Annotated in this window: 18 protein-coding genes; 13 read left to right on the top strand and 5 right to left on the bottom strand. The window is 71.4% G+C overall.

The genetic code is table 11. The annotated features are described in order from the left end of the window. Positions 1 to 442 precede the first annotated feature (442 nt). Genes ACIA5D_RS19005 through ACIA5D_RS18980 form a run of 6 tightly spaced genes read left to right on the top strand, consistent with a single transcriptional unit; the run spans position 443 to position 7,854 of the window. Entirely contained in the window at positions 443 to 1,525 is a 1,083-nt protein-coding gene (locus tag ACIA5D_RS19005) for a LacI family DNA-binding transcriptional regulator (RefSeq protein WP_396031273.1), read from the top strand. Beyond that, a complete protein-coding gene (locus ACIA5D_RS19000; RefSeq protein WP_396031272.1) occupies positions 1,522 to 2,775 on the top strand; it encodes a sugar ABC transporter substrate-binding protein in 1,254 nt (417 codons plus the stop codon). Before ACIA5D_RS19005 ends, ACIA5D_RS19000 begins: the two co-directional genes overlap by 4 nt. Positions 2,776 to 2,785: 10 nt before the next feature. Continuing rightward, on the top strand, positions 2,786 to 3,733 hold the full coding sequence (locus ACIA5D_RS18995; protein ID WP_396031271.1) for a carbohydrate ABC transporter permease: 948 nt from the start codon (positions 2,786 to 2,788) through the stop codon (positions 3,731 to 3,733). Then, on the top strand, positions 3,723 to 4,553 hold the full coding sequence (locus ACIA5D_RS18990; RefSeq protein ID WP_396031270.1) for a carbohydrate ABC transporter permease: 831 nt from the start codon (positions 3,723 to 3,725) through the stop codon (positions 4,551 to 4,553). Before ACIA5D_RS18995 ends, ACIA5D_RS18990 begins: the two co-directional genes overlap by 11 nt. Before the next feature lie 11 nt (positions 4,554 to 4,564). After that, a complete protein-coding gene (locus ACIA5D_RS18985; RefSeq protein WP_396031269.1) occupies positions 4,565 to 6,091 on the top strand; it encodes a glucoamylase family protein in 1,527 nt (508 codons plus the stop codon). Further along, on the top strand, positions 6,091 to 7,854 hold the full coding sequence (locus ACIA5D_RS18980) for a xylan 1,4-beta-xylosidase (RefSeq protein WP_396031268.1): 1,764 nt from the start codon (positions 6,091 to 6,093) through the stop codon (positions 7,852 to 7,854). Before ACIA5D_RS18985 ends, ACIA5D_RS18980 begins: the two co-directional genes overlap by 1 nt. Before the next feature lie 19 nt (positions 7,855 to 7,873). Here the strand turns inward: ACIA5D_RS18980 and ACIA5D_RS18975 are convergent, their stop codons facing one another. Beyond that, entirely contained in the window at positions 7,874 to 8,734 is an 861-nt protein-coding gene (locus ACIA5D_RS18975) for a dihydrodipicolinate synthase family protein (protein WP_396031267.1), read from the bottom strand. A gap of 140 nt (positions 8,735 to 8,874) precedes the next feature. Between ACIA5D_RS18975 and ACIA5D_RS18970 the strand changes: the two genes are divergently transcribed. The 5 genes from ACIA5D_RS18970 to ACIA5D_RS18950 are packed head-to-tail and all read left to right on the top strand — an operon-like array spanning position 8,875 to position 11,173. After that, positions 8,875 to 9,021 (top strand): hypothetical protein, encoded by a 147-nt coding sequence (locus ACIA5D_RS18970; RefSeq protein ID WP_396031266.1) that lies wholly within the window; start codon positions 8,875 to 8,877, stop codon positions 9,019 to 9,021. Between the two features lie 49 nt (positions 9,022 to 9,070). Continuing rightward, positions 9,071 to 9,883: a DUF72 domain-containing protein gene (locus ACIA5D_RS18965; RefSeq protein WP_396031685.1), complete on the top strand. Its 813-nt coding sequence runs from the start codon at positions 9,071 to 9,073 to the stop codon at positions 9,881 to 9,883. A gap of 1 nt (position 9,884) precedes the next feature. Continuing rightward, positions 9,885 to 10,118 (top strand): hypothetical protein, encoded by a 234-nt coding sequence (locus ACIA5D_RS18960; RefSeq protein ID WP_396031265.1) that lies wholly within the window; start codon positions 9,885 to 9,887, stop codon positions 10,116 to 10,118. 13 nt (positions 10,119 to 10,131) lie between these two features. Continuing rightward, positions 10,132 to 10,584 (top strand): dCMP deaminase, encoded by a 453-nt coding sequence (locus ACIA5D_RS18955; RefSeq protein WP_396031264.1) that lies wholly within the window; start codon positions 10,132 to 10,134, stop codon positions 10,582 to 10,584. A 28-nt stretch (positions 10,585 to 10,612) separates the two neighbouring features. Further along, complete coding sequence (locus ACIA5D_RS18950) at positions 10,613 to 11,173, top strand: hypothetical protein (protein ID WP_396031263.1); 561 nt, start codon at positions 10,613 to 10,615, stop codon at positions 11,171 to 11,173. Here ACIA5D_RS18950 and ACIA5D_RS18945 read toward each other — a convergent pair. Both ACIA5D_RS18945 and ACIA5D_RS18940 read right to left on the bottom strand, forming a co-directional pair. After that, positions 11,170 to 12,084, bottom strand: coding sequence for an RNA polymerase sigma-70 factor (locus tag ACIA5D_RS18945; RefSeq protein ID WP_396031262.1), 915 nt, complete (start codon positions 12,082 to 12,084; stop codon positions 11,170 to 11,172). The genes ACIA5D_RS18950 and ACIA5D_RS18945 overlap by 4 nt on opposite strands. Positions 12,085 to 12,095: 11 nt before the next feature. Next, positions 12,096 to 12,476, bottom strand: coding sequence for a DoxX family protein (locus ACIA5D_RS18940; protein WP_396031261.1), 381 nt, complete (start codon positions 12,474 to 12,476; stop codon positions 12,096 to 12,098). A 218-nt stretch (positions 12,477 to 12,694) separates the two neighbouring features. Between ACIA5D_RS18940 and fdhA the strand changes: the two genes are divergently transcribed. Together fdhA and ACIA5D_RS18930 are read left to right on the top strand one after the other, a co-directional pair. After that, a complete protein-coding gene (fdhA, locus tag ACIA5D_RS18935; RefSeq protein ID WP_396031260.1) occupies positions 12,695 to 13,942 on the top strand; it encodes a formaldehyde dehydrogenase, glutathione-independent in 1,248 nt (415 codons plus the stop codon). 100 nt (positions 13,943 to 14,042) lie between these two features. After that, positions 14,043 to 14,639, top strand: a complete 597-nt coding sequence (locus ACIA5D_RS18930; protein WP_396031259.1) for an endonuclease VII domain-containing protein — start codon at positions 14,043 to 14,045, stop codon at positions 14,637 to 14,639. 137 nt (positions 14,640 to 14,776) lie between these two features. Here ACIA5D_RS18930 and ACIA5D_RS18925 read toward each other — a convergent pair whose 3' ends face one another. Next, positions 14,777 to 15,928, bottom strand: coding sequence for an RNA polymerase sigma factor (locus tag ACIA5D_RS18925; RefSeq protein WP_396031684.1), 1,152 nt, complete (start codon positions 15,926 to 15,928; stop codon positions 14,777 to 14,779). Beyond that, positions 15,925 to 16,335, bottom strand: a complete 411-nt coding sequence (locus tag ACIA5D_RS18920; RefSeq protein ID WP_396031683.1) for a YciI family protein — start codon at positions 16,333 to 16,335, stop codon at positions 15,925 to 15,927. The genes ACIA5D_RS18925 and ACIA5D_RS18920 overlap by 4 nt, the downstream gene beginning before the upstream one ends. Positions 16,336 to 16,450 lie beyond the last annotated feature (115 nt).

The following is a 16,450-nucleotide window of genomic DNA, read 5'->3' as shown; positions in this document are numbered from 1 at the left end:
CGGCGCTCCCGCTGGTCCCTTGTGACCGCAGGCGCGCCTCAGGCTGCGGCGGGGGGCGGCACCTCACCAAGAGCCAGCTGTCCGCTGTGCCGCGATCGCGATCTGATGACTTCCGGTTCGGCGCGTGCGGCGACTTATCAAGATCCTGAGCGTCGTTGGGGCGCAGGCGCGGGCTGATGACTTCCGGTTCGGTGGGGGCGGTAAGTCTTCAGGGCTGTGCTGGGGAGGCCTGTCGCGTGGGGCGGCAGGGCGCGCAGCGAAGGCGTGGGGGCAAGGCGGTGGGTTGGGCGGCGAGGCGCGAAGCGAAGGCGTGGGGCGAGGCGGCGGGGTGGGCGGCGGGGCGGCGGGAGGGTGAAGCGTTGGGGTTTGGGGGAAATTGCTTATGGTGAATCCGTGAATCGCTCGAGTTTCGGGGGGTTTGCGGGCGGGTTACGGTCCGGCCATGGCGATGAAAGCGCTTTCAAGGGCGACGATCTATCAGGTCGCCCAGGCCGCGGGGGTGTCCATCGCCACGGTGTCGCGGGCGCTGCGCGGGTCCGATCTGGTCACTCAGCAGACGCGGGAGAGGGTTCTCGCGGCGGCTCGGCAGCTGCAGTTCACGCCCAGCCGGCTGGGCCGGTCCCTTGCCGAGGGGCGGCATGCGGCGAACGGGATCGTGTTCCCGGATCTCGTGGGGCCGTACTACGCGGAGGTTGTTCTCGGGTATGAGGCGGTGGCCGCGGGGTCCGGCAGCAGCGTGCTGATCCTGGCCACCAACGGGCGGGCGGACGCGGAGGCCGCGGTGCGGGACATGGCGTCGCGGGTGGACGGGCTGACCGTGATGGGGCAGACGGTCAGCGACGAGTTCATCGCGAAGCTGGCCGCGACGGGCCTGCCGATCGTGTTGCTCGCGCGGGATCCGGTGCCGGGGGTCGACACGGTCCGCGCCGAGAACCGCAAGACCGCGCAGGCGCTGGTCGGGCATCTGCTCGAGCACGGGCACGAGCGGTTCGTGTTCCTCGGCGACCCGGACGGGGCGCCGGACGTGCGGGGGCGCTGGTCGGGTGTGCAGGCGGGGCTGGCGAAGGCCGGCGCGGCGCGTGCTCACCTCGTACGGATCAATGGTCTTGACGTGGAGGCCGGGCGGGCCGCGGCGCGTGAGCTCGACGACCGGCCGCAGGCGGTGATCTGCGCCAACGACGAGCTCGCGCTGGGTGTGCTGCTCGAACGGCCACAACAGACCGTGACCGGCTGGGACGACCTGATGGCGGCGCAGTTCGCGGGGCTGACCACGGTGCGTCAGCCGATGCGGGAGCTCGGCGCGACCGCCGCCCGCTGGCTCAATCGGCGCATCACCGAAACCGGAAGCGGCGTAACCCGAAGCGCCGTAACCGACAACACCGAAACCGACAACACCGAAACCGACAACACCGAAACCGACAGCACCGAAACCGACAACGCCGCCGCGGTACGGCGGCGGATTCTGCCTACCCGGCTGGTCATCCGGACCAGCTGCGGAACCCACTCCCCGGAGGTTCACCGATGAGGCAACGATTCGTCGCCGTGGCCGCGTGCGCGGCGATGGCGTTGAGCGTCGCGGCCGGCTGTGGTCGTGACTCGAGCGGAGAGTCCGAGACCGCAAAGGCGGTCGGCGAGGGCAAGGCCAGCGGGGAGATCACCGTCTGGGCGATGGGTACGGAGGGGGAGAAGCTCGCCGAGTTCGCGAAGGGCTTCACCGCCGAGAACCCGGACGCCAAGGTCACCGTGACCACGGTGCCGTGGGATGCCGCGGGGCAGAAGATCTCGGCGGCGATCGCGGCGAAGCAGACCCCGGACGTGTCGATGATCGGCACCACGATGCAGGGCGGGTTCGCCAAGACCGGCGCGCTCGACCCGACCCCGACCGACCTGTTCCAGAAGAGCACGTTCTTCCCCGGCGCGTGGGACACCACCGTCGTGGACGGCACCTCGTTCGGGGTGCCCTGGTATGTGGAGACCCGCGGCGTCTACTACCGCACCGACCTCGCCACCAAGGCGGGTTTCCCGGACGGGCCGAAGACGTGGGACGACCTGACCGCCATGGCCAAGGCGATGCAGACCAAGGCCGGCGCGAAGTGGGGCTTCAACATCCAGCCCGGCAAGACCGGCAGCTGGCAGTCGGTGCTGCCGTTCGCCTGGTCCAACGGCGCCGAGATCGCCGCGGACGGCAAGTACACGTTCGACACGCCGGAGATGACCGAGGCGCTCAAGTACTACCAGTCGTTCTTCACCGGCGGGCTGTCGCCGAAGGACCTGCCGCAGGGCGCGCTCGAGCCCGCCTTCGTGAAGGGGCAGATCGGCGCGTTCATGTCGGGGCCGTGGCATGTCGGCATCCTCAAGGACCAGGGCGGCAAGGACTTCTCGGTGGCGCCGATGCCGACCGGGAAGTCGTCGACGTCGTTCATCGGCGGCAGCAACCTCGCCGTGTTCAAGGACGCGAAGAACCGTGACGCGGCGTGGAAGTTCCTGGCCTGGCTGAGCAAGCCCGACGTGCAGGTCAAGTGGTACCAGACGGTCAGCGATCTGCCCGCCGTGCAGTCGGCGTGGACCGATTCCGCCCTGACCGGCGACAAGATCCTGCGGGTCTTCGGCGAGCAACTGAAGTCCGCGAAGGCCCCGCCGGCGTACCCGACGTGGGACCAGGTCGCCGCCGTGTTCGACACCGAGGTGGAGAAGGTGTGCGTCGGCGGGGAGGACCCGGCGGCCGCGCTGAAGGCGGTGCAGCAGCAGGCCGACGCGATCGGGACCGGGGTCTGACGTGGCCGTCGTGACCGCGGTGGACGCCACCACCGCCGACCGGCCTGCCGCCGGCGGGGATCGCGTGGCCGGGCGCCGCAAGTGGCGCCGGGCGGTGACGGGCTGGTCGTTCGCGGCGCCGTTCACCGTCCTGTTCGTGGTGTTCGCGCTGCTGCCGGTGGTGGCGTCGCTGGTGATGAGCGTTACCGACCTGCGTGCCACGGATCTGCGGCACCCGTTCGCGGTGAACTTCGTGGGCCTGGACAACTACACGAGGCTGTTCGCCGACGCGCTGTTCCGCAAGGCCGCGGTGAACACGGCCGTGTTCGTGGTCATCGGCGTGCCGTTGACGATCGTCGCGGCGATGGCGGCGGCGAACGCGCTGAACTCGGGGCTGATCCGGCTGCGTGCGGTGTTCCGGGTCGGCTTCTACCTGCCCGTGGTGACCAGCATCGTGGCGATCGCGGTGGTGTGGCGGTTCCTGCTCGACCCGTCCGCCGGCCTGGTCAACACCCTGCTCGGCTACGTCGGCATCACCGGGCCGAACTGGCTTCTCGACCCGGACACCTCCCTCGCGTCGATCATCGTGATGGCGGCGTGGCGGAACTTCGGATCCCTCATGATCATTTTTCTGGCGGCGCTGCAGGGCATACCCCTTCATCTGTACGAGGCCGCGACGCTCGACGGCGCGGGGCGATGGCAGCAGTTCCGCCACGTGACGCTGCCGTTGATGCGCCCGGCGTTGCTGTTCGGCGCGGTCATCACCGGCATCGGGTATCTGCAGCTGTTCGAAGAGCCACTGGTGATGACGCAGGGCGGCCCGTTGTCGTCGACGCTGTCGGTGTCGTACCACATCTACAACCAGTTCGGGTTCGGCAACTACGGCTATGCGGCCGCCGCCGCGTACGTGCTGTTCGTCGCGATCGTGGCGTTGTCGGTGCTGCAGTTCCGGCTGCTGGGGGCGCGCGATGCTGACTAGACGCGACCTCGTCGCCCGGATCGTGCTCTACGCCATCCTGTTCGGTGGGCTGCTGATCGTGGTCGGGCCGTTCCTGTGGATGCTGCTGTCCTCGTTCAAACCGGAAGCCGAGATCCGCGCGGACCCGCCGACGTGGTGGCCGCAGCACTGGACGCTGACCCACTACCACGACCTGTTCGCCCGGCTGGACTTCCCGCGGTACTTCCTGAACTCGGCGATCGTCGCGGTCCTCGTGACGGTCGGGAACCTGCTGTTCTGCTCGCTGCTCGGCTACGCCCTGGCGAAGCTCGACTTCCCGGGCCGCCAGGCGCTGTTCCTCACCGTGCTCGGCATGCTGATGGTGCCCGGCATGGTGACGTTCGTGCCGCAGTTCGTGCTGGTCAGCAACATGGGGCTGGCGAACTCGTACGCGGGATTGGTGTTGCCGTTTTTGGCCGGGCCGTTCGGGGTGTTCCTCATGCGGCAGTTCCTGCTGTCGATCCCCAACGATCTGATCGAGGCGGCCCGCATCGACGGGGCCGGCGAATGGCGGATCTTCTGGCGGGTCGTGCTGCCGCTGTGCAAACCGGCGCTCGCCACGCTGGGGATCCTGACGTTCCTGGCGTCCTGGAACAACTTCCTGTGGCCGCTCGTGGTGGCCACCACCGACGACATGTACACGCTGCCCGTCGCGCTCGCGCTCTACAGCATCGGGCAGAACCGCATCTACTTCGGGCTGCTGCTGGCCGGCGCCGTCGTCGTCGTGCTGCCTGTCCTCATCGTCTTCCTGGTGCTGCAGCGGCAATTCCTGCGCGGCATCGCCACGACCGGTCTCAAGTGAGGGGATTTCCCGTGGTGAGACGTCTGCTCGGCGCTGTGCTCGCGTCCGTTCTCGTGCTCGGCGCCCTCGTCGGCGCGTCGGCCGGCGGCGATCCGCTGCGCGGCTACGCCCGCGACACCTGGCGGTCGCTGACCGCCATGACCGACCCCGCCACCGGGCTGGTCGCCGACAACATCACCGGCGACCTGTCGGCACCGTCGGCCTACACCTCCCCGACGAACATCGGCGGCTCCATGTGGTCGGCCGTGGTGGCCCGATCGCTGGGGCTCATCTCGTCGCGCGAGGCCACCGAACGCGTGTCGAAGACGCTCGACACGCTGGCCACTCTGAAACACCACAACCCGTCGGGCATGTTCTACAACTGGTACGACCCGCGCACCGGGGCGGTGGTGACGACCTGGCCCGAGGACGGCTCGACCGTCACGCCGTTCCTGTCCAGCGTCGACAACGGCTGGCTCGCCGCGTCACTGCGGGTGGTCGAGGGCGCGATCCCGGCACTGCGCGCGAAGGCCGACCGGATCCTGTCCGCGATGAACTTCGGCTACTACTACAACCCGGCCGCGCAGACCCCGATCGGCGCCCGCGGGCTGATCCGCGGCGGGTTCTGGGACACCCAGCCCCCCGGCTGCTCGGTCGCCGACGCGGCCAAGGGCGTCTGGTTCACCTGCAACCATTACGACATCACCGTCACCGAGCCGCGCATCGCCACCTACCTGGGCATCGGCGCCGGGCAGATCCCGCCGGCCGCCTACTACGACACCATGCGCACCCTGCCCGACAACTGCGACTACTCCTGGCAGGAGATGCAGCCGCACGGCTTCACCACCACCCACCTCGGCGTGCAGGTCTACGAGGGCTCCTACCGGTACCGGGGCATCACGTTCGTGCCCAGCTGGGGCGGCGACATGTTCGAGGCGCTCATGCCGGACCTGTTCGTGCCGGAGGCCGCGTGGGGGCCGGACAGCTGGGGCCGCAACCACCCGGCCACCGTCGCGGCGCAGATCGAACACGGCCTCAACGACGCCCGCTACGGCTACTGGGGGTTCTCGCCGGCCTCGAACCCGTTCGGCGGCTACGCGGCGTGGGGGGTGGACGCGATGGGCATGGACACCGACGGTTACCCGTCGGATGTGCAGGGCGGCAAGTACGACGCCGGGTTCGGTGACTGCCGGCCGGCCGGACCGCCCGCCGTCTACGGCGACGGGGTGGTGACACCGCACGCGGCGTTCCTGGCGCTGCCCTACGCGCCGCAGCCTGCCCTCCGCAACCTGGCCAAGATCAAGAACGATCTCGGCGCGTACGGGCCGGGCGGCTTCTACGACGCGGTGGCGGTGCGCAGCAAGACCGTCGCGAAGCGGTACCTCTCCCTCGACCAGTCGATGATCATGGGGGCGATCGGGAACGTGTCGGCGAACGACGTGCTCAAGCGGGCGTTCGTGACACCGTCCTTCGAGCGCAAGGTGCGGCCGCTGCTCGCGGCGGAGACGTTCAACGTGCCGGCCCGGCAGTCGCTGCCGCAGCTGGGCAGGGGTCGCTGATGACGATCGAGGACCAGGCCCGCGCCCGCTGGGCGCAGCTGATGGGCGGCGGCGGCGCGCAGGACCGCACCCCCGGCGAGCCGGTGGCGGCCGACCTGCCGGCGCCCGCCGGGGTGACCGCGGTGGCCGGGCGCGGGCAGGTCACGGTGACCTGGGAACCGGTCGAGGGCGCCATCGGGTACGCGGTGCACCGGGCGGCCACCGAATCGGGGCCGTTCGACGTGGTCGACCACGGCGGCGGGGACGTGCTCGCGGTCCCCGCCGGGCCGTACGCGGACACCACCGACGGCCGCGGCGGCTGGTATGCGGTGGCCGCGCTCGCCACGGTCAACGCGATCGGGCCGCTGTCGGCGCCCGTTGCCACGTCGCCGCAGGCCGGCCCGGCCGCGGTCACCGTCAAGGTCGGGGGGAATCCGGCGCCGCTGCACCGGGTGTGGCAGGAGATGGTGGGCTCGGAACACCTGAGCCACCTGCTGTCCACCGACACCACCGGCGGGCGCGTCATCGGCGAGGAGCTGCGCGACGCCCTGCGGCGGATGCACGACCAGCTCGGCGTACGGACGGTGCGCGCGCACGCGATCCTCGGCGACGACCTGGGCGTCTACCGGGACGGCGCGTACGACTTCAGCAGGGTCGACGAGGTGTACGACACGGTCCGCGAGCTGGGGATGACACCGGTCGTCGAGTTCGGGTACATGCCCCGGGACCTGGCGGCCGACCCGTCGCGGACCGTGTTCGCCTACCAGGGGATCATCTCGCCGCCCCAGGACTGGGACCTCTGGTACGAGCTGATCCGGGCCTTCACCGGCCACCTCGCCGCGCGCTACGGCATCGAGGAGCTGCGCGCGCGGTGGCGGTTCGAGGTGTGGAACGAGCCGAACCTGTCGGTGTTCTGGTCGGGCACGCCGGCCGAGTACTGGCGGCTGTACGCGTCCACCGCCGCGGCGGTGAAATCGGTGGACCCGTCGCTGGTGGTGGGCGGGCCGGCCACCGCCGCGGTCGGCTGGATCGACGACCAGCTGAAAGTGGACGCGCCCGTCGATTTCCTCTCCACGCACGTGTACGGGACGCTGCCGCTGGACCTGCGGCCGTGGGCGCGGGGAAGGCCGATCCTGTGGACAGAGTGGGGGGTCACCGCCACCCACGGCAGCGCGATCAACGACTCGGTGTTCGCGGCGGCGTTCCTGCTCCAGGGAATGCGGTCGGCGGCCGGGCGGGTCGACGCTCTGGCGCCCTGGGTCGCCTCGGACCACTTCGAGGAGCTGGGCCGGCCGCGGCGGCTGCTGCACGGCGGGTTCGGGCTGCTGACGGTGGGGAACCTGGCCAAGCCGAAATTCTGGGCGCTGTGGCTCGCGCAGAAGCTGGGGCCGGTCGAGCTGCCGGTGTCGATGACGGGCGACGGCGCGGGCAGCCTGGTCGAAGCCTGGGCGTCGCGGTACGACGACGGCGGGATCGGGATGCTGCTGTGGAACGGCACGCTCGATCACAGCCGGGCCGGCGGGGAGGCTTCGCTGGCCCGGCTGGTGCGGTTCGCGCCGTCCCTGGCCGGGCCGCACACGCTGCGGGTGTGGCGGGTGGACGCCGACCACGGCGCCGTGCGCTTCGACGGCGACTGGCCCACCGACGAGCAGTGGGCCGGGCTGCAGGCCCAGGACGTGCTGCGGGAGGCGCAACCGGCGCGGCGGGTCACCCCGGGGGAGGAGCTGACGTTCGCGCTGCCCAACCCCGGGATCGCGTTTCTCGAGCTGCGGCCGGTGACGTGAGCTGTGCTCCGCCCGTACTTCAGGTCTTGATCGGCGCTTGCGTCAGGGCCATGGCCGCCTGGACCGCCGGCGTGGACGCCGCGAGCAGCGGGCGGCGGACGTGGGCGGTGGGAATGCGGCCGTCGGCGTGCAGAACCGCCTTGATGACGGTGGGGTTGGGCTCGGCGAACAGCGCGGCCGACAAGCGGGCCAGACGGTGACCCCCCGCGCGGGCGTCGGCGAGGTCGCCCTGCTGCCAGGCGGCGATCACCCGCGCGTAGGAGACCGTGTCGATGTGGGCGGAGGCCAGGATGCCGCCGTGGGCGCCCAGCGCCAGCAGCGGGCAGAGCAGGACGTCGTCGCCGGCCAGGATCGTGAAATCGGGCGGCGCGGTGGCGAGGAAGGCGACCACGTCGGCGTCGATCGCGCCCGGGGCCAGCTTGATCGCGGTGACGTTGGGGATGGCGGCCAGGCGGTGCAGGGCCTCGGCGTTCAGCGGCTGGGCGGTGCGGTAGGGGACGTGGTAGACGACCAGCGGCACGGGGGAAGCGGCGGCCAGATGCTCGAAATGCGCCCGGACACCGTCGGGGCCGGGCCGCAGGAACGGCGGGACCAGGCTCAGCGCGGCGGTGACGGCCGGCCGGTCGGCGAGGATGCGCAGCTGGTCGGCGTCGTTGGCGCCGACGATCAGCGGCGACTCGTGCTCGCGGCACACGGCGGCCAGCAGGTCGAGGACGTCGCGGCGCTCGGCGGCCGTCAGCGACGACGGCTCGGCGGTGGTGCCCAGGGCCACCAGGCCGGTCGCGCCGCCGGCGAGCAGGTCGTGGGCCAGCGCCTCCAGGGACCGCCAGGCCACCTCGCCCTGCTCGTCGAACGGGGTGATCACGGGAACGTAGAGCATTCCCCCACGGTGCCCCCCGCCCAGCAGTTAGGTCCAGTTAATTCTGCTCCTGGATATTTAAGCAATGCTTATTTGTGCCGGGCCGTCGCGTCGGACGCCGGGTGTGACCTCGGCCGGCCGGGCGCTGCCACCATGCGGACATGCGCTTCCGTGAATACGCGGACAGACCGCGTCAGACCGCTACCTACCGCCCGCCGCAGCCGCGGGCCTCGCTCGCCGGCCTCGCCCCCGCGCCACCCACCACGCCGGTGGCCTGGCAGGGACTGGAGTGGCAGCTGATCCGGTAACCCGGCGGCGCGCTAGCCTGGCGGGGTGCGGCTACCGGTGGGATGCGCGATGTGGTCGCTCAAGGCCTGGCAGGGGCGGTTCGTCGAGCGGGCCCTGCCGGCCGGTGAGCGGCTGCGGGCGTACGCGCGCTGGTGCGACGCGGTCGAGGGCAACACGACCTTCTACGCGACGCCGTCCCGCGAGACCGTGGCCTCCTGGGCCGAGCAGACCGACCCGTCGTTCCGGTTCGTGGCGAAACTGCCCCGCGCCGTCACCCACGAGCAGCGGCTCGCCGGCGCCGACCTGCGGGAGTTCTGGCACGCGATGGAGCCGCTCGGGTCGCGCGCGCACGCGTACTGGATTCAGCTGCCGGGGTCCTTCGGACCCGGCGACCTCGGCGTTCTGGAGAGCTTCCTGCGCCGGCTTCCGGCCGATTTCCGGTACGCGGTGGAGGTGCGCCACCCGGAGCTGTTCGCCTCCCCGGCGGCGCTGGAAGCCGTGCTGGACAAGGCCGGCGCGGAATGGGTGCCGTTCGACACGACGGCGTTCTTCGCCGCGCCGCCGACCAGCGACGCGGAACGCGACGCCTGGACGAAGAAACCGCGGATGCCGCTGCGGACCGTCGCGCTGACCGGGCGGCCGATCGTGCGGTACCTCGGTCGCGACGACCCGAACGCGACGGTCGCGGGCTGGCAGAAGTGGGTGCCGATCGTCGCCGGGTGGCTGCGGGAAGGGCGGTCGCCGACCGTCTTCCTGCACACGCCCGACAACGCGGACGCCCCCGAGCTGGCCCGGCGCTTCCACGACGAGGTGCGCGCGCCCGTGCCGTCGCTCGAGCCGCTGCCCACACCCGTGCCCGCCGAACCGTTGACCCTGTTCTGACGTGCGGATCCGGCCGGCCGCCGCCGTGCCGATCGTCGACCGGGACCGGTCGGCGACGCCACCGCGTACGCGAAACTGCTGGTCGCGACCGCGCACACCAACGGGCTCACGATCGCACGGCGCCGGCGCGTACCCGAAAAGCTGCGCAACCAACGGCAGCGAGATCTCCGTCGTCCTGCGCGACCGTGCGGTCGTGCCGGCGGGCACCGCCGATTATCACCACGAGTGGCGCTGACTAGTCTGGCGCGATGGCCCACGCACCCGACGACGCCCGGTGGATGGCCCTGGCCGTCGACCTCGCCGCCCGCTCGCCCCGCTCGGCCAGCGCGTTCGCCGTCGGCTCGGTGATCGTCGGCCCGGGCGGCGCCGAGATCTCCCGCGGCTGGTCCCGCGACACCGACGCGCTCGTGCACGCCGAGGAGTCCGCCCTGTTCTCGGCGGCCGGCTTCGACCTGCGCGGGGCGACGCTGTACTCGACGCTCGAGCCCTGCTCGAAACGCGCGCACCGGCCGCACGCCACCTGCACCAACCTGATCCTGGCCGCCCGCATCCCCCGCGTGGTGATCGCCTGGCGGGAGCCGGACATCTTCGTGACCTGCGAGGGGGTGGCCCTGCTCACCGCCGCCGGCGTCGAGGTCGCCGAGCTGACGGAGTTCGCGGCGAAGGCCCGCGCGGTGAACGCCCACCTGCCCGGTCTGTAGCCGAAGGCGCTGTGGGAGACTCGCCGCCGTGGGTGACGACGAGGGCGGGCTGAAGGCCCAGGATCTCGTGCCCGCCGCGGGCGGCGAGTGGCACGGGCTGCTGTTCGACAATCAGGCGGTCGGCTTGCCGCCGGCACTGACCTGGACGCTGCGGATCCCGTTCGAGCCGGTCGGCGGCGACCCGGCCGCGCTGGACGTGGAATGGCTGCCGCTGCCGGCGCCCGGCTGGCGCGCCATGCAGGGTGTCGCGTGCGAGAGCACGTCGTTCGCCGAGCCGGCCGAGGCCAGCGTCCACCACCACGGCCACCACCGCTACGACCGCGTGTCGGTGCGGGTGCTCGCGCAGGACGGCCCGCGGATCCAGGTCGAGGTGACCGTCAGCGGCGACCTCGACCAGTTGGGGCCGATCGACATTGCCGTTTCGGCCTGGTTGACCTTCGCCGGTATCCGGGTGCAGCTCGGCGATGCCGGGTCCGCTTCGGCGGCCCTGGCGCGGCTGGGCGCGTTCACCGAGGTGGACGGCCTGGTGGAGCTGCCCGGGGCGCCCGGCGTGGCGTTCCACTTCGTCCCCGCGCCCATCGACCGCTAGCGGCGGGCGTGGCGCACCTCGTGGTCGACCGCCCACGCGTCGGCGACCGGGCCCACGTGGCCGAGCTTGTCCGGGTTGATCACGACGCGGATCGCCTGGATCCGGCCGTCCACGACGTCCAGGGCCAGGGTGTGCAGCACCCGGCCGCCGCGATCGCGGAAGATCGCGCCGGGCTGGCCGTTGACCTCGTGCCGGTCGAAGCTCACGTCGGCGCGCGCCATCCGCGGATAGACCGAGCCCAGCAGGCGGGCCACCCGGTCGGCGCCGGCGAGCTCGCGGGCCAGCTGCGGCGCCTTGCCGCCGCCGTCGCCGGCCAGCGACACGTCCGCGGCGAGCAGGTCCCGCAGGCCCGCCACGTCGCCCTCGCGCAGCGCGTCGAAGAACCTCGACGCCAGCGCCTCCCGCTCGCGCCGGTCGGCGTCGAACCGCGGCCGGCCCTCGGCCATGTGCCGCCGGGCCCGCGCCGCCAGCTGCCGGCAGGCCGCCTCCGATCGTCCCACCGCCGCGGCGACCTCGGGATAGTCGAAGTCGAACACCTCCCGCAGCACGAACACGGCCCGCTCGAGCGGGCTGAGCCGCTCGAGCAGCAGCAGCGCCGCCATCGACACCGAGTCGGCCAGCTCCACCGCCCGCGCCGGGTCCGCGTACGGGTCGGCGAGCAGCGGCTCCGGGAACCAGGGCCCGACATACCGCTCCCGCCGCACCCGGGCCGAGCGCAGCACATCGATCGCCACCCGGGTCACGGCCGCCGACAGGAACGCCCGCGCCGACCGCGGCTCGGCCGGCGACGCCTCGAACCGCAGCCACGTCTCCTGCACCGCGTCCTCGGCCTCGCTGACGCTGCCCAGGATCCGGTAGGCGATCGAGAACAGCAGCGGCCGCAGCTCCTGGAACTCCTCGGCCCGCCCCATGCCCCATCCCTTCAGGAGAACGACTCGGGCCCGAACCGGCCCCACGCGATGAATGCTGCCAGGGCCAGATAGGCCAGGTTCAGCAACACCAGGCCCGTCTCGCCGCGCCGGCCGTGCGTGATCATCGCGCCCACCATCAGCGCGACCCAGCAGAGCGCGGTGACCGGCACCAGGACCGGCGCGATGTCGAGCACGGCCGGCAGGATCAGCCCGGCCGCGGCGAGCAGCTCGAGCACGCCGAGCGTCTTGACGAAGCCGTCGCTGGCGTCGCCGGTCCAGCCGCCGCCGTGGGCCGCGGCCAGCTTCTTCCTGGGCACGAACGTCTTGGTGATGCCACCGGTCAGGGCGACCGCGGCCAGCAGCGCGGCCGCGATCCACAGCGCGAGATTCATCGTCAACTCCTTGCTCGTCTTGACGCTTTCGCCCCAAGACGAGACAGCCACCCGAGCCTGTGACATCGCGCGATGTGACCCGGCCCACCACGATGTCGCAATGAGCGGCTTTTGTCAGTATCGACGGTTCTCTTTCCGCCGAGCCTGTTTAACCATGGCCGTAACGGCGACGTGACTATCTGTACTGCTCGTCGCTATCACGACGATGGGAGGCAACGATGCCAGCCAATCGCGCAGTGGTCTACCAGGGCCCGGGCCGGGTCGAGATCCAGGACATCAACTATCCGGGGTACGAGATGAGGGACGGCCCCGGCGTCAACAAGGCCAACATCGGCCGCAAGGCCCCGCACGGGGTGATCCTGCGGACCGTGGCCAGCAACATCTGCGGCAGCGACCAGCACATGGTGCGCGGCCGCACGACCGCCCCCGAAGGGCTCGTGCTCGGCCACGAGATCACCGGTGAGGTCGTCGACGTCGGGCCGGACGTCGAGTACATCAAGGTCGGCGACGTGTGCTCGGTCCCGTTCAACATCGCCTGCGGCCGGTGCCGCAACTGCAAGGAGGGCAAGACCGGCGTCTGCCTGAACGTCAACCCCGACCGGCCCGGCTCGGCGTACGGGTACGTCGACATGGGCGGCTGGGTCGGCGGGCAGGCCGAGTACGTGCTCGTCCCGTACGCGGACTGGAATCTGCTGAAATTCCCGGACCGTGACCAGGCGATGGCGAAGATGCTCGACCTGGCCATGCTCACCGACATCTTCCCCACCGGCTACCACGGCTGCGTCAGCGCCGGGGTGACCACCGGCTCCACGGTGTACATCGCCGGCGCCGGACCGGTCGGCCTGGCCGCGGCCACCTCCGCGTGGCTGCTGGGCGCCGCGGTCGTCATCGTCGGCGACCTCAACGAGGAACGCCTCGCGCAGGCCCGCAGCTTCGGCTGCGAGACGGTCAACGTCGCCGAGGGCGACCCCGCCGAGCAGGTGCAGCAGATCCTCGGGCACGACGCGCCCGCCATCGGCCAGCCGCTGGTCGACTCGGCCGTCGACGCGGTCGGCTTCGAGGCCCGCGGACACGGCGCGAACGCGCAGACCGAGATGCCGGCGACGGTGCTGAACTCGCTGATGGAGATCACCCGCGCGGGCGGCGCCATCGGCGTTCCCGGCCTGTACGTGACCGGCGACCCCGGCGGCGTCGACGACGCGGCCAAGGTCGGCTCGCTGTCGCTGCGGCTGGGCCTCGGCTGGGCGAAGTCGGTGTCGTTCGTGACCGGCCAGTGCCCGGTGATGAAGTACAACCGCAACCTGATGATGGCGATCCTGCACGACCGGGTGCAGATCGCGAAGAACGTGAACGCCACGGCGATCTCGCTGGACCAGGCCCCGCAGGGCTACCAGGACTTCGACCAGGGCGCCGCGAAGAAGTACGTGATCGACCCGCACGGCCTGGTGCGGGCCGGCCAGAACTGATTTGTCAGACCCCTCGGCTAGCCTCGAACACATGTTCGAGCCAAGTCTGAGGCGTTGCCCTCGCTGCCACCAGGACCGGCCCGGCACGGAGTTCGTCTCCGTGTCGGGCCGCCCTGCGCAACGCTGCTCTTCCTGTCTCGAACGCGGGCGGCTGGCCAACCGAACCCACCGTGACGGCATCGGGCCTGAGGGCCGCCGCGCCGACAACCTCCGGCAGAAGTACGGTTTGCTTCCCGAGGAGTACGACGCGCTGCGGGCCGCCCAGGCGTACCGATGTCAGATCTGCGGCATCCACGAGGACGACATTCCGCCGGCACGCACCGGCAGGCCGCGGTTGGACGGCCGCCCCGCCGCCGAGGCTGTCCGTCTGGTCGTGGATCACTGCCACCGCACAGGCCTGGTTCGCGGCCTGCTGTGCGGCGCCTGCAATGCGATGATCGGCAACGCGGCCGACCGGCCGGAGGTGCTTCTCGCCGCGGCCGCCTACCTCGACCGTGCGCCGCCCGGTGCCGGCCGGCCAAAACTGGCTCGCCTGCGGATCCTCGACTCGGTCACGCAGGGGCGACCGGCCCGGGTGGTGCAGTTCCGCGGTCCGGTCACGGTCCGCATCGACGGCCACGAGATCCACCTCTCCGAGGGCGCCAGGAAAACGGTGGTGTCACCCACCGGCATCTTCGAGGTTGTCGAGGGGGCCTGAGGTTCACCGCCGTGGACGCCTTCCGTGGCTCCTGAAACACGTCTCGGACATCAACTATCCGAGTACAACATAGCAGTCATTATGGTGCTTCGGCGTTATGTCCGTTTTCCGATTGAGGGATTGCTGATATTGGTAATTCAATAATTGTCGCGCAGTTGTGCGTTGAGCCGGGCGGCCTGTCGGGTGAGGTGGTCGCGCTCGGGGAGGTTGGGTGCTGCCTGGGCGGCCTCGGCGTAGAGCCGGGCCGCGGTGACCGGGTCGCCGGCCCGCTCGTGCAGGTATGCAGCGGCGGCCGTGTGGCGGGGCAGGGCCGGGTCGAGTTCCGCCAGGGCGGCCAGTCCGGCCTGGGGGCCGTCGGCCTCGCCGACCGCGACGGCGCGGTTGAGGCGGGCCACCGGGTTGCCGGTGAGCCGCAGCAGCTCGTCGTACCACTCGACGATCTGCACCCAGTCGGTCTCCCCGGCCGTCTGCGCGTCGGCGTGCAGCGCGGCGATGGCGGCCTGGGCCTGGAACTCTCCCAGGCGGTCGCGGGCGAGGGCCGTCTGGAGCACGTCAACGCCCTCGGCGATCAGGCGGGTGTCCCACAAACCGCGGTCCTGTTCGGGCAGCGGCACGAGACTGCCGTCCGGGCGGATGCGGGCCGGGCGCCGCGCGTGGTGGAGCAGCATCAGCGCGAGCAGGCCCGCGACCTCCTCGTGGCTGATCCTGGCCGCCAGCTGGCGGGTGAGCCGGATCGCCTCAGCCGCGAGGTCGACGTCGCCGGTGTAGCCCTCGTTGAAGACCAGGTAGAGCACGCGCAGCACCGTGGCGACGTCGCCGGGCTGGTTGAACCGGACGCCCGCTACGGTCCGCTTGGCCCGGCTGATCCGCTGGGCCATGGTGGCCTCCGGCACCAGGTAGGCCTGCGCGATCTGACGCGTGGTCAGGCCGCCGACTGCGCGCAGCGTGAGCGCGACCGACGATGCCGGCGTCAACGAGGGGTGGGCGCACAGGAAGTACAGCTGGAGCGTGTCGTCCACCGCGTCGACCGGGCCGGGCGCCGGCTCGCTGTCGATGCGTTCCTCGCGCCGCCGCCGGGAGGTCTCGGCCCGGGCGGCGTCGAGGAACTTGCGCCAGGCGACGGTGACCAGCCAGCCCTTGGCATCCTTCGGGGGATCGCCGGGCCACGCGCGGACGGCCTCGACCAGGGCGTCCTGCACGGCGTCCTCGGCCGACGCGAAGTCTGCTCCGCGCCGGACGAGGACACCGATCACCGCGGGTACGAGATCGCGCAGCAGTGCCTCGTTCACTCGGTGACCGTGGGCTGCGCGCCGTAGAACGGCCGCACCTCGAGCCACTCGTGCAAGGGCTTGCCGTCCTGCCCGGGGGCCGCCGACAGCTCGCCGGCGAGCTCGACCGCGCGGTCCCACGACTCCACGTCGATGACGTACCAGCCGGCGATCAGGTCTTTGGTCTCGGCGAACGGGCCGTCGGTCACCGGTGGCCGGCCCTCGCCGTCGGACCGCACGAACGCGCCGCCGGGCAGCAGCACCTCCACGTCGACGAACTCGCCCGATTCTTTCAGCCGGTCCTCGAAGTCGCGCATGAACTGCATGTGCGCGTCGACCTCCGCAGGCTTCCACTGGTCGATGGGCGCGAACTCCACGGTCGGGGCCGGGCCGCCCCGGTAGTGCTTGAGCAGCAGATATTTCGCCATCATGTTCTCCTTGTCGCTGACGCTCGGCCCGCTGGCGGGCCAGTTCCTCGACCGCGCTCGGCAGGGTCGTCTCGAAGTCGATCAATTTCGCCCACGTCGGGGTCACGACGATGCG

Origin of the sequence: Actinoplanes sp. NPDC051513, from assembly GCF_044454685.1 — a bacterium.
Lineage (GTDB): Bacteria > Actinomycetota > Actinomycetes > Mycobacteriales > Micromonosporaceae > Actinoplanes.
The sequence above is the reverse complement of the archived record's forward strand: the minus strand, read 5'-3'. Positions and strand labels throughout refer to the sequence as shown.